General features: G+C 67.4%; 10 protein-coding genes. 6 read left to right on the top strand and 4 right to left on the bottom strand.

Going from position 1 to position 12,237, the window contains the following annotated elements; translation table 11 throughout:
* Nucleotides 1–486 precede the first annotated feature (486 nt).
* The gene (locus tag VE25_RS03890; protein ID WP_046107282.1) at nucleotides 487–2,295 is read left to right on the top strand and encodes an ABC transporter ATP-binding protein; all 1,809 of its coding nucleotides are present in this window, start codon (nucleotides 487–489) and stop codon (nucleotides 2,293–2,295) included.
* Nucleotides 2,296–2,322: 27 nt separating this feature from the next.
* On the opposite strand, the gene VE25_RS03885 is transcribed toward VE25_RS03890, so the two are convergent.
* The 3 genes from VE25_RS03885 to VE25_RS03875 form a co-directional block, all read right to left on the bottom strand.
* A complete protein-coding gene (locus VE25_RS03885) occupies nucleotides 2,323–3,495 on the bottom strand; it encodes a GGDEF domain-containing protein (protein WP_052731709.1) in 1,173 nt (390 codons plus the stop codon).
* Between the two features lie 92 nt (nucleotides 3,496–3,587).
* Entirely contained in the window at nucleotides 3,588–5,300 is a 1,713-nt protein-coding gene (locus VE25_RS03880) for an SLC13 family permease (RefSeq protein WP_244466861.1), read from the bottom strand.
* A gap of 126 nt (nucleotides 5,301–5,426) precedes the next feature.
* Nucleotides 5,427–5,849, bottom strand: a complete 423-nt coding sequence (locus VE25_RS03875; protein ID WP_046107280.1) for an organic hydroperoxide resistance protein — start codon at nucleotides 5,847–5,849, stop codon at nucleotides 5,427–5,429.
* A 257-nt stretch (nucleotides 5,850–6,106) separates the two neighbouring features.
* Here VE25_RS03875 and VE25_RS03870 point away from each other — a divergent pair, with 257 nt between their 5' ends.
* The 4 genes from VE25_RS03870 (at nucleotide 6,107) to VE25_RS03855 (ending at nucleotide 9,672) form a co-directional block, all read left to right on the top strand.
* Nucleotides 6,107–7,024, top strand: coding sequence for a VOC family protein (locus VE25_RS03870; protein WP_046107279.1), 918 nt, complete (start codon nucleotides 6,107–6,109; stop codon nucleotides 7,022–7,024).
* Nucleotides 7,025–7,069: 45 nt separating this feature from the next.
* The gene (locus tag VE25_RS03865; protein ID WP_046107278.1) at nucleotides 7,070–8,071 is read left to right on the top strand and encodes a zinc-binding alcohol dehydrogenase family protein; all 1,002 of its coding nucleotides are present in this window, start codon (nucleotides 7,070–7,072) and stop codon (nucleotides 8,069–8,071) included.
* Between the two features lie 7 nt (nucleotides 8,072–8,078).
* Nucleotides 8,079–8,624 carry a DUF924 family protein gene (locus tag VE25_RS03860; protein ID WP_046107277.1) on the top strand — a complete coding sequence of 182 codons (546 nt, stop codon included), beginning with the start codon at nucleotides 8,079–8,081 and terminating at the stop codon, nucleotides 8,622–8,624.
* 268 nt (nucleotides 8,625–8,892) lie between these two features.
* Entirely contained in the window at nucleotides 8,893–9,672 is a 780-nt protein-coding gene (locus tag VE25_RS03855) for an SDR family oxidoreductase (RefSeq protein WP_046107276.1), read from the top strand.
* Between the two features lie 3 nt (nucleotides 9,673–9,675).
* Here the strand turns inward: VE25_RS03855 and VE25_RS03850 are convergent, their stop codons facing one another.
* The gene (locus VE25_RS03850) at nucleotides 9,676–10,590 is read right to left on the bottom strand and encodes a sugar kinase (RefSeq protein ID WP_244466860.1); all 915 of its coding nucleotides are present in this window, start codon (nucleotides 10,588–10,590) and stop codon (nucleotides 9,676–9,678) included.
* Between the two features lie 147 nt (nucleotides 10,591–10,737).
* On the opposite strand from VE25_RS03850, the gene VE25_RS03845 reads away from it, so the two are divergent.
* Nucleotides 10,738–12,207: a mannitol dehydrogenase family protein gene (locus VE25_RS03845; protein ID WP_046107275.1), complete on the top strand. Its 1,470-nt coding sequence runs from the start codon at nucleotides 10,738–10,740 to the stop codon at nucleotides 12,205–12,207.
* Nucleotides 12,208–12,237: the final 30 nt, after the last annotated feature.

The following is a 12,237-nucleotide window of genomic DNA, read 5'->3' as shown; positions in this document are numbered from 1 at the left end:
AAAGGGTAAGGGTGCTGCTGGCAACTAGTAGGGACAGTGTGTTGGCTGTAATGTTTTTTTTTTTTTTGTCAAGCGGAGGAAGGCAGGCGGGGTGGCGTAGCGTCTGGTGGGCTGGGAGATGTGTAAAAGAGGCAGGGGTGGGGGTGGGCCCGTGAGCCACCGAGGCCATCCCCTGTTGTCGCCCGGCAACACTTTCTCCCGCGCCGATTTTTTGCCTGTTGGCAAATGCGGGGGCTTTGGCTAAAGATCGTCTTCCGCACCATTCCAAGGCAAAGGGAGGCGTTACATGGCAGCACCGTTTATCGTCCTCCCATCCGGGAATCCGCGACGTTAGGTCGTCGCCATCCGCGGCCCGCCAGCGCGCCGCCTGCGGTTTCTTCAAGAGCATAGCCGGTTTGACTTGAGGGGCATTGTGCCCTGTTCCCGGCTGTTTTCCTTTGCTTTTTCCATAAGGCCGGCCAGCGGTGAACGCGGCCGGATGCCAATATGAGTCGCAAGAAACTCGATTTCCGCGCCGACGCGTTCCGCAACGTGCTCGGCTTCGTCTTCCGCCAGTGGGGCACCCAGCCCCGGCGCATCGCCCTGATCGGCGGGCTCGTCATCGTCTCGACGCTGGCCGAGGTGATGATCCCGCTGTTCTCCGGCCAGATCGTCGACGCCATCACCAACGCCTCCAACAGCGAACAGACGGCCTGGATGCAGGCGATGCGGGCCTTCGCCATCGCGGTGGCGCTCGGCCTCACCGGCGTCACGCTGCGCTACTTCATCTTCAACGGCATCATCAAGCTGACGCTCAAGATGATGGCCGAGATCGTCAACAGCGGCTTCCACCGGGTGCAGCGCTTCTCGACCGACTGGCACGCCAACAGCTTCGCCGGCTCGACCGTGCGCAAGATCACCCGCGGCATGTGGGCGCTCGACGCCCTCAACGACCTGCTGCTGGTGGCCCTGCTGCCGAGCGTCGTCATGCTGGTCGGCGCCACCGTGCTGATGGCCCTGCACTGGCCGATCATGGGCCTGGTGGTTGGCGTGGGCTCGGTGATCTACATCGCCGTCACCGTGACGCTCTCGATGGGGTTCGTCGCTCCGGCGGCAAGCCTCGCCAATGCCTGGGACACGCGCCTCGGCGGCGCGCTGGCCGATGCGGTGAGCTGCAATCCCGTGGTCAAGGCGTTCGGCGCCGAGGACCGCGAGGAAACCCGCCTCAAGGGCGTCCTGCGCAAATGGGACAGCCGCACGCGGCGCACCTGGCGGCGCGGCACGCTCAACGGCACCATTCAGGGCTTCATGATGGTGACCATGCAGGCGGGCCTCTTGGGCACCGGCCTCGTCCTCTGGCAACAGGGAATGGCGAGCCCCGGCGACATCACGTTCGTGCTTGCCATGTTCTTCGTGCTGCAGGGATATCTGCGCGAAGTGGGTCAGGACATTCGCAACCTCCAGCGTGCTGTCAACGACATGGAGGAGCTGGTCCTGCTCGAAAAGCACCCCCTCGGCATCGAGGACAAGCCCGGCGCCAAGCCCATCCGCATCGGCAAGGGCGCGATTTCGTTCGATCGCGTCACCTTCCGCTACGGCGCGCATGCAACGCCCCTCTACCGGGACTTTTCGGTCGATATCCGGGCGGGCGAGCGCGTGGGTCTCGTGGGACACTCGGGTTCGGGCAAGACGACCTTCGTCAAGCTCATCCAGCGCCTCTACGACGTCAATGGCGGCGCCATCACCATCGATGGCGCCAACATCGCCGACGTGCAGCAGGCCTCGCTCAGGAGCCAGATCGCCATCGTCCAGCAGGAGCCGGTGCTGTTCCACCGCTCGCTGGCCGAGAACATCGCCTATGCGCGCCCCGAAGCGACCCGCGCCGAGATCATCGAGGCGGCAAGGCTCGCGAGCGCGCACGAGTTCATCGAGGAGCTCCCCAAGGGCTATGAGACGCTGGTCGGCGAGCGGGGCGTCAAGCTCTCGGGCGGCGAGCGGCAGCGCGTCGCCATCGCCCGGGCGTTCCTGGCCGACAACCCGATCCTCATTCTCGACGAGGCGACCTCGAGCCTCGATTCCGAGAGCGAGGTGCTGATCCAGCGGGCGATGGAGCGGCTGATGGTCGGGCGCACCACGCTCGTCATCGCCCACCGGCTCTCGACGGTCAAATCCCTCGACAGGCTCCTTGTCTTCGACAGGGGCCGCATCGTCGAGGAAGGCAGCCACCAGAGCCTCATCGGCCTCAAGGGCGGCATCTATCGCCGCCTCTTCGAGCGCCAGGCGCTGGAACTGACCAAGGGGTTGAACGTCGCGTGATGAAGGGCGCCCCAGGGCGCCCTTTCTTCAAGCCGCCGCCCGGTGCTCTTCCACCCGGTTGCGGCCGGCCTGCTTGGCCATGTAGAGCGCCTCGTCGGCGCGGCTGATGAGAGCGGACAGATCCGTCTCCCCCGGCAGCGCGCAGGCAAGCCCGATGCTGGCGGTCGGCCGCACCAGGCCGCGCTCGGTCTGTATCGCGACGGCGCGGATGGTGGCGAGGATGCGCGCGGCGACCCGACCGGCCTTCTCCGGTCCGACGCCCGGCAGCAGCACGGCGAACTCCTCTCCGCCATAGCGGCAGAAGAGGTCGCCCGCCTCGAGGCATTTGCCCACCGTCTCGGCGCAGCGGATCAGCACCTCGTCGCCGGCCGCGTGGCCGAAGGTATCGTTGATCGCCTTGAAGTGGTCGAGATCGAAGATCAGCGCCGTTGCCGGCGCACGGGTCGCGGCGAGGGTGCGCAGGCGCGCGTCGGCCGCGCGGTTGAAGGCGGCGCGGTTCATCACCTGCGTCAGCCCGTCGATGGTCGCGGCGCGCCGCAGCGCCGCCTCGCCCATCTCCTTGCCGAGCGCGACGAGCGAGAAGCTGCACACCATGATGAGGAGCAGCGAGACGAGCGTTGCCACCTGCGGTCCGAACAGAGCCTCGAATACCGGATCGTAGGGCCCGAGCATCACGAAGGCGGTCGCCCGCATCGTGTAGAAGAGGCCCGCGACACCGACCGCCGCGCCGAGGACCACGTGGTTCTGCAGGCGTTTGCCCCGCGGGCTGAGGAACTCGCGCGCCGCCATGAGGCAATAGAGCGCAACGCCTGCAAGATAGGGCAGTCCCCCGCTCCATTCGTGGAAGCTCCGCTCCGACAGCAGCGGTATCGCAACCACGAGGATCGGCCCGGTGAGCCAGGCTGCGGGCGGCGCCGGGCGCTGGTTGAAGGCGCGCGCGCCCGTCCAGATGAACGCCACCGCCAGCACCACGATGCCGTTGCCGACCGGATAGAGCCAGGGCTGGCCCAGCTCGTGGGCGGCGACGTAGATGAAGCCGGGCATGCTGCCGAAAACGAAGGTCAGCCCCCACCAGAGCGCCGCCGTATGCGGCTGCCGGCGCACGTCGAGCCAGTAGAGGATGCCGGAGGTGACGCAGACGACCGCGTTGACGAACAGCAAGGTGCTGTCGTCGAGAGAGAGGGTCGCCGGTAGGGACATGCGCGAGGGGCTCCAGGGCTGGCGCGAGGATATGCCCGCGCCCTTAAGGAAACCTCATTGCGCTAGCTAAACTCCACCTAATCCCAACGCACCTAGAGCGGCCAGAAGACGAGGATCGCCGGCACGGCGACGACGACCGTCAGCACTTCGAGCGGCAGGCCGAACTTCCAGTAGTCGGAGAACTCGTAGCCGCCCGGTCCCATGATGAGCAGGCTGTTCTGGTGCCCGATGGGGGTGAGGAAGGCGCAGCTCGCCCCGATGGCGACTGCCATCAGGAAGGCGTCCGGATTGACCCCCATGGCGTTCGCCAGTCCATAGGCGATGGGCGCGGCGATCACTGCGGTCGCCGCGTTGTTGAGGATGTCGGAGAGCAGCATCGTCACCACCAGCATCGTCGTCAGCGCCACCCATGCGGGCATGGTCTGCGTCGTCTGCGCGATGGCGTCGGCGATGAGCATCGTGCCGCCCGAGCTTTCCAGCGCCTCGCCCATGGGGATGAGCGCGCCGAGGAGGATGATGATGGGCCAGTCGATCGCCTCGTAGACTTCGCGGATCGGCACGATGTCCGTGAGCACATAAGCGATCACCACGAGGCTGAGGCCGATGGTCAGCGGCAGGAAGCCCGAGACGGAAAGCGCTATGGCTCCGACGAAGAGACCTATGGCGAGCAGCGCCTTGTCGTGACGGGTCAGGGTGGGGGTGCGGGCGAGCGGAAGGCAATCGAGCCGCGCCAGCACCTCGTCCATGCTCTCGCTCGCGCCCAGCAGGAGCAGCACGTCGCCCGCCTGCAAGGGCGTGCGTCGCACGCGTTGACGCAGCGTCTTGCCGCGCCGCGAGATGCCGAGCAGCGATATCCCGTAGCCGCGCAGCATCTGCACCTCGTTGGCCGAGCGTCCGATGAGGCGGCTTTCCTGGCTGACCACGGCCTCGATGAAACCCTGGCCGGCGTCGAGCGGGGCCTTCTCCCCGGATTTGCCCTGGAAGCCGAGGCCGAGCGCCGAGGCGAGATTGTTGAGCGCCTCGGGCGCCCCCTCGACGACCAGCAGGTCACCCTCCAGGATCTCTTCGGCGCGCGCCCGTCCGGGCAGGCGCTTGTCCTTGCGGACGAGGCCCACGATCTGCGTGTCGTGTTCGTCTGCGATCGGGTCGAGATCGGCGATTCGCTGGCCGATGGCCTTCGCCTTGGCCTCGACCACCAGTTCGCTGACATAGTTCTTCATTGCCGCCAGCTCGGCCATGGCGTTGCCGCTCTCGCGTTGCGGAATGATCCGCCAGCCGATGAGGGCGAGGAACGCGAGGCCCACGACCGCCACCGCCAATCCCACGGGCGCGAAGTCGAACATGGCGAAGGGCGTCCCGCTCGCCTGCTCGCGATAGGATGCGATGATGATGTTGGCGGGGGTGCCGATCAGCGTGGCCAGTCCACCCAGAATCGTGGCCGCCGCCAGCGGCATCAGGGTCAGCGACGGCGGGCGCTTCGCCTTCTGCGCGGCCTGGATGTCGACGGGCATGGTGAGGGCCAGCGCCGCCACGTTGTTCATGAATGCCGAAAGCCCCGCGGCGATGCCGCCGAGCATCGCCAGGTGAAGGGGCACGCTGCGCGGCTTGGCGATGATGCCGCGGGTGATGAGCTCGATCGCGCCCGAGCGCGTCAGCCCGTGCCCGGCGACCAGCACCAGCGCGACGATGACCGTCGCGTCGTTGGCAAACCCGCTGAAGGCCCGGTCGGCCGGCACCACGCCCAATACGACCGCCGCGACGAGCGCGGCGAACGAGACGAGGTCGTAGCGCCAGCGTCCCCACATCAGGAGGGTCAGGACGACAGCGAAGAGGAGGAAGAGCGTGATCTGTTCGTAGGTAATCGCAAAGGCCCCCGGAAAGGAGCGCCGCAGGCGGAAATGCCCGCGACGCCGTCGGCGCCAAGCTGCCGCTCAGACGACGTCGAGCGTCACCTCGAAACCCTTGCGCGACACTTCGCTATAGGGGCAGATCACATGGGCGCGCCGCACCACGTCGGCGGCGGTGTCCTTGTCGATGCCGGGAAGGTTCACTTCCAGCGCCGCCTTGATCCAGAAGCCTTCCCCGTCCTCCCGGTCGACGAAGCTCACCTGCGCGGTGACCGTCGACTCCTCGGGGATCTTGACGCCCGTCTTGCGGCCCGCCGCCTTGATCGCGCCGAGGAAGCAGGCCGAATAGCCGACCGCGAAGAGCTGCTCCGGATTGGTGCCGCGCGCGCCATCCCCGCCCATTTCCTTGGGCGTCGTCAGCGTCACGTCGAGCACGCCGTCGTCGGTCGCACCGTGTCCGGTGCGTCCGCCGGTGGAGGTCGCCTTTGCGGTGTAAAGCACTTTCATCGCTCGTCTCCTTGTTGGGATGCCGGTGATGGAGGGGCCTGCTCTCAATGCTTGGACGACCGTGCGGTTGCCTCGGCCCGCTGCACCGCGTGCACTTGAACACAGTTGCCCGGCGAGGAAAAGCCGCCGCCGGCCCGGGTTTTGGCAGCCATTCAGTGAACGATCCCTTCGCCTCGTTGAGCTAGGAGGCGAAGGTTGCCGGGCTTATATCTTGCGCAATCAACGCGCCTGCGCGCTCCTTTTCCCCGGAGGCTCCCATGATCGATGCCCGCGTACAGACCGACGTGCGATCGAAGCCCGTCCTGCCGTTGACGACCCGCCTCGGGCCGGTGCATATCGCCGTGACCGGCCGCGACAAGGCCCTCGCCATCTGGCGCGACGTCGTCGGCCTCGAGATCGTCGCCGAAACCGGCAACCAGATTTCCCTCGGCGCCGGCGGCAAGGCGCTGATCGTCCTCGAAACCGGCGCGACCGGCCCGGTGGTGTCGCGCACCATCGGCCTCTACCACGTCGCCATCCACGTGCCGCACCGTGCCGACCTGGCCCAGATGGCGGTGCGCGCCCTGCAGCGGAATGTGCGCATCGCGCCGACCGACCATCTCGTCTCCGAGGCGATCTATCTCTGGGACCTCGACGGCAACGGCATCGAGATCACCTTCGAGACCCCCTGGCGCGGCACGCTCGGCCATCCGGATGAGGGCACCTACGCCGTCACCAGCGACGGCAAGCCGCATTCGGGCCGGGATCCGATCGATATGGAAGGCCTGCTTGCCGAACTCGGCGAGAAGCCGGTGCTCGTCCCCTCGATGCCCGCCGGCACCCGCATCGGCCACGTGCATGTGCATGTGGCGGATCTGCGCAAGGCGATGGACTTCTACCGCGACGTCCTCGGCTTTGCCGGGTTCCTCCTGATCGATTCCTTCGGCATGGGCGATGTCGGGCTCGACTACATGCCCCACACCATCGCCTTCAACATTTGGTCCGGCGTCAACGCCGCCCTGCCGCCGGCCGGCGCCGCGGGCCTGCGCTGGTTCACCATCGTTTTGCCGGATGCCGAAACGCTTGCCGGTCTCGAGGCGCGCCTCGCCGCCGCCCGTGCGCCGATCGAGAAGCTCGCCGACGGTATCGAGACCCGCGATCCCTTCGGCAACCGCATCCGCATCGCCGTTGGCTAGCCTGAAGTGACATGTTAGGTCTCCTCCCCGACGGGAGGAGACCACATGCGCGCCATATCCTGCATCGCTCCGGGCGAGATCGTCCTCATCGAGGCGCCCGAGCCGCAACTGCAACCCGGCTGGGTGATGGTCGACATCCGCCACATCGGCATCTGCGGCACGGATTATCACATCTACTCGGGCCATCACCCGTTCCTCCAATACCCGCGCGTCCTCGGCCACGAGCTCTCCGGCGTCGTCGCCGATCCCAACGGCAGCCGGCTCTTTGCCGCCGGCGATCCCGTGGTCATCAATCCCTATCTGCCCTGCTACGAGTGCCCCGCCTGTCGCGAAGGCAAGACCAATTGCTGCGAGACGCTCTCGGTCATCGGCATCCATTCCGATGGCGGCATGGCCGAGCGGGTCGTGCTGCCCGAAGCCAACCTCTACAAGGCCGACGGGCTGTCGCTGCGCGATGCGGCCATGGTCGAGTTCCTCGCCATCGGCGCCCACGCGGTGCGCCGCACGGGGCTTCACGCCGGCCAGCGGGTGCTGGTCGTCGGCGGCGGTCCGATCGGGCTGGGCGTTGCGTTCTTTGCCGGGATCGCCGGCGCTGAAGTCACCATCCTCGATGCGGCTGCCGACAAGCGGCAGTCGGCGGAAAGTTTCGGCTTTGCCGCCTTCGGCCCCGACGCGTTGGAAAGCGAGGCGTTCAAGGCTGTCCGCCGCACCGGGTTCGATGCGGTGTTCGACGCCACCGGCTCCATCCGCGCCATGAACGCCAGCCTCTTTCACGTGCGCAATGGCGGCGCCTATACGCTCGTCGGCGTCATAACCGGCGATCTCGTCTGGCCCGACGCCGAGGTGCACCGGCGCGAATTGACCATCCGCGCCTCGCGCAACGCCACCATCGAGGATTTCGACCACGTCATGGCCGCCATCCGCCACGGCCGCATCCCCACCGACCGCCTCGCCACCCACGCAACGAGCCTCGACCGCGTGCCGCAGGACTTGCCCAAATGGTCGCAGGAGCGCGAAGGTCTGATCAAGGCGATCATCACCGTTTAGGAGGCCCATGAAAACCTATCGCGACGTTCTCGATTTCTGGTTCGTCGAGCACGGCAAGGATGACTGGTTCGCCGGCGCCGCCGAGTTCGATACGCGCCTCGCCGAGCGCTTTGCCGAGACCCACGCCCGCGTCGCGCTCGGCGAGGCCTGGACCTGGCGGACCACGCCCGAAGGGCGGCTCGCCGAGATCATCGTCCTCGACCAGTTCTCCCGCCAGCTCTATCGCGGCTCGGCGAAAGCCTTCGCGCAGGACCCGATGGCGTTGACCCTCGCCCAGGAGCTCGTTGCGCAAGGGCTGGACCGGGAGCTGCCGAGGGACAAGCGCATGTTCGCCTACATGCCCTACATGCATTCCGAGTCGCTCCTCGTTCACGAGGAGGCCATGCGCCTCTTCGCGTCCCTCGATGACCCGGAAATCCTCGATTACGAAATGGGCCACCGCGACTGCATCGCCCGCTTCGGCCGCTTCCCCTTCCGCAACGCGGCGCTCGGCCGGGACTCGACCCCCGAGGAGCTGGCTTACATCGAGGAAGCGGGCAAGCGCGGCTTCTGATCCCCTCTAAGCACGATTCTCGCCACCCGCCCCGGCTGTCATCCCGGCGAAAGCCGGGACCCAGTAAACGATGTGGGCGCGGTTCTTGACGAGTTCCGTTCGAGACGAAGTTGGCGACGACCGCCCCGCCAGTGTGTACTGGATCCCGGCTTTCGCCGGGATGACAGCCGGTGGGATCCCTGCCCTCCCATCGAGGGGAGTGGAGCGATAGTCCCCCGGAACCCTCGGGGCGCCGCCTCATTCCTCCTTGTAACCCAAGGAGGACATGATGGACTTGAAGGACAAGGTCGCGCTCGTCACCGGCGCCGGCTCGGGCATCGGACGCGCCGCGGCGCTCCGCCTCGCCGAGGAGGGCGCCGATCTGGCGCTCGTCAGCCGCTCGCCCGACGAGATCGAAGAGGTGGCGCAGGAGGTGCGCGGGAAGGGTCGCAAAGCCGTCGCCATCCCTGCCGACATTTCCGATGAAGAAGCAATGCTCAGGGTCTTCGAGGGTATCGAGGAGCAATTCGGCCGGCTGGACATCGTCTTCGCCAATGCCGGCATCAACGGCGTCTGGGCTCCCATCGAGGAACTGAAGCCGCAGGAGTGGGACAAGACCATCGCCGTCAACCTGCGCGGCACGTACCTTACCGCCCACTACGCCGTGCCGATGCTGAAGCGCCAGGGCGGGGTGATCCTCATCACCTCCTCGATCAACGGCACCCGCACCTTCGCGACGCCCGGCGCCAGCGCCTATTCGGTGAGCAAGGCCGGGCAGGTGGCCCTGGCGCAGATGCTCGCCCTCGAGCTTGCCGACGACGGCATCCGCGTCAACGTCATCTGCCCCGGCGCCATCGAGAGCAAGATCGAGGAGAACACCGAGCGCCGCAATACCGAGGACATCATCGTGCCGCGCGAATTTCCGCAAGGCAGCGTACCCCTGACCGGCGGCAAGCCGGGCAAGGCCGAAGACGTCGCCGACCTCGTCGCCTTTCTCGCCTCCGACCGCGCCCGCCACATCTCGGGCACCCCCGTCTGGATCGACGGCGCGCAATCGCTGTTGGTGTGAGCTCTACCCCCTCAGCAATCCCGGATCGACCAGCGCCCCGCGCTCGCCGATGACGATGCCGGCCACCCGGTGCGCCGCCTCCGCCGCGTCTCTCAATCCAGCACCCGCCGCCCGCGCCGAGAGATAGGCGCCGTTGAACGAGTCGCCCGCCCCCGTCGCATCGACGACCTTCGCGCCCGGCTTCGGCGCCATCTCGACCCGCTCGCTGGGCGTGGCAATGAACGCGGGCTTGGCCCCATCCTTGACCACCACCTCCTCGACGCCGAGTTCGAGATAGCGCTCGGCCGTCTCCTCGGCGCTCTTGTCGCCGAAGATCGGCGCCTCGTCGGTGTGGGTGGGCATGACGACGTCGCTGATCGTCGCAGCCGCCGTCAGCACCGCGCCCATCACCCGCTGCGAGGTCCAGAGGGCAGGGCGCACATTGGGGTCGAACACCACCCGCGCGCCCTTGTCGCGAGCCGTGACGATTGCCCCCATCAGGCGCCCGCGCGCCCGTGGATGCAGGATCGCCATGGTGATGCCGGAGAAATAGACGATGTCGGCGCCATCGAGCGCCGCCGCCAGCGCCTCGCGGTCTTCGGCGAGGAGCTTTGCCGCCGAGGTGTCGCGCCAATAGGTGAAGTGCCGGTCGCCCTCCGCCTGGTGGATGAGGTAGAGCCCCGGCCGCCGCCCTTCGACCGTGCCGATGAAGCGCGTGCCGATGCCGTGCTCTTCGAGGAAGGCGCGGATATCGGCCGAATAGCGGTCGGCCCCGAGCGCGGTGAAATAGTCGACGTCCCACTCGTCCCCGAGGAGCGCGCGCATGTACCAGGCGGTGTTGAGCGTGTCGCCGGCATAGCCGAGGCGGTATTGCCGGTCCTCCCCGCCCGACATCTCGATCATGCATTCCCCGATGCTGACGAAGCGTTTGCGGGCCAAATCGACTCTCCTCTTCCAATCCTCGCGTGCATCTATGCCGGGAACCGGCAGGCCACCGCAAGCGGTGGACGTGCGTTCTTCGCATCTTCCATACAAGATGCGAAGCCTTTATGGTGCCGCCTGACTTGATTGAGGAGCGCCTGCCCGATGCCACGCCTGACCAGCCAGTCCCTCGCCGCAATGCCGCAAGGCATCGCCGTCCCCGGTTACGATCGCGCGATGATCAAGGCCGGCATCGTGCATTTGGGCATCGGCGCCTTCCACCGCGCGCACATGGCCGTCTATGTCGATGACCTCCTCGCCGAGCACCCGGATTGGGCCATTGTCGGCGCGAGCCTGCGCCGTCCCGACACCAAGGAGGCTTTGGCGCCGCAGGACGGGCTCTATACTATCGCCATCCGCGACGCCTCGGGCACGCGCCCGCGCGTCATCGGCTCGATCCTTGAGGTGCTCGACGCCAACACGCAGCGCGAGGAGCTGATCGCGCTGATGGCCTCGCCCGCTATCCGCATCGTTTCCCTCACCGTCACCGAGAAGGGCTATTGCCACGATCCGGCGACCGGCGAGCTCGACCCTAACCATCCCGACATCGTCCACGATCTCGCCGACCCGCGATCGCCCAAAAGCGCCCCCGGCATTCTCGTCGAGGCGCTGGCCCGCCGCCGCGCCGCCGGCATCGCGCCCTTCACCGTCATGAGCTGCGACAACCTGCCGGCCAACGGCCGGACCACACGCCGCATCGTCACCCGCTTCGCGGCACTGCGCGACGAAGCGCTCTGCCAGTGGGTGGAAGAAGCCGTCGCCTTCCCCTCGACCATGGTCGACCGCATCGTGCCCGCCACCACCGATGCCGACCGGGAGACCGTCTCAAGCCTCATCGGCGCCGAGGACGCCTGGCCGATCATGACCGAGCCTTTCACCCAATGGGTGATCGAGGACCACTTCCCCGCCGGCCGGCCGCCTTTCGAGGCGGTGGGGGCGCAGGTGGTCGAAGACGTCGAGCCGTTCGAGCTGATGAAGCTGCGCATGCTCAACGGCTCGCACTCGACGCTCGCCTATCTCGGCTACCTCGCCGGCCACCAGCACGTCTCCGACGCCATGGGCGATCCCGCCTTCGTCAAGCTCATCCACGGCCTGATGACCGATGAGGTGATGCCGACCCTCGACATGCCCGGCACCGACCTGCCGGCCTACCGCGACGAGCTCCTCGCCCGCTTCGCCAACCCGGCCCTCAAGCACCGCACCTGGCAGATCGCCATGGACGGCAGCCAGAAGCTGCCCCAGCGCCTCCTCGGCACCATCCGCGACCGGCTGCAGGCCGGAGAGCCCATCACCCGCCTCTCCCTCGGCGTCGCCGCCTGGATGCGCTATGTCACCGGCATCGACGAGAAGGGCGAGGCGATCGACGTGCGCGATCCCCTCGCCACGCGGCTCAGCGCCATCGCCGCCGAGGCCGGCGGCGATCCGGAAAAGCTCTTTGACGGGCTTGTCGAAGTCCCCGAAATCTTCGGCCGCGACCTGCCGGAGAATGCCACCTTCCGCCAAGCGGTGGCCGGCCACCTCGCCAGCCTGATGCGCGAGGGTTCGTCCGCGACCGTCAGGAGGGTGGCGGGGTAGCGCCGGAAGGCCCCCTCACCCGTCCCCCCG

It is taken from the genome of Devosia geojensis (assembly GCF_000969415.1).
Classification (GTDB): Bacteria; Pseudomonadota; Alphaproteobacteria; order Rhizobiales; family Devosiaceae; genus Devosia; species Devosia geojensis.
Note: the sequence above shows the minus strand (reverse complement) of the source record. Positions and strands in the feature narration are given on the sequence as shown.

Excerpts from the sequence above, each read along its gene's own strand:
- VE25_RS03885 (WP_052731709.1), bottom strand. The coding sequence starts at position 3,495 with ATGTCCCTACCGGCGACCCTCTCTCTCGACGACAGCACCTTGCTGTTC.
- VE25_RS03890 (WP_046107282.1), top strand. The coding sequence starts at position 487 with ATGAGTCGCAAGAAACTCGATTTCCGCGCCGACGCGTTCCGCAACGTG.
- VE25_RS03875 (WP_046107280.1), bottom strand. The coding sequence starts at position 5,849 with ATGAAAGTGCTTTACACCGCAAAGGCGACCTCCACCGGCGGACGCACC.
- VE25_RS03870 (WP_046107279.1), top strand. The coding sequence starts at position 6,107 with ATGATCGATGCCCGCGTACAGACCGACGTGCGATCGAAGCCCGTCCTG.
- VE25_RS03880 (WP_244466861.1), bottom strand. The coding sequence starts at position 5,300 with ATGTGGGGACGCTGGCGCTACGACCTCGTCTCGTTCGCCGCGCTCGTC.
- VE25_RS03865 (WP_046107278.1), top strand. The coding sequence starts at position 7,070 with ATGCGCGCCATATCCTGCATCGCTCCGGGCGAGATCGTCCTCATCGAG.
- VE25_RS03860 (WP_046107277.1), top strand. The coding sequence starts at position 8,079 with ATGAAAACCTATCGCGACGTTCTCGATTTCTGGTTCGTCGAGCACGGC.
- VE25_RS03855 (WP_046107276.1), top strand. The coding sequence starts at position 8,893 with ATGGACTTGAAGGACAAGGTCGCGCTCGTCACCGGCGCCGGCTCGGGC.
- VE25_RS03845 (WP_046107275.1), top strand. The coding sequence starts at position 10,738 with ATGCCACGCCTGACCAGCCAGTCCCTCGCCGCAATGCCGCAAGGCATC.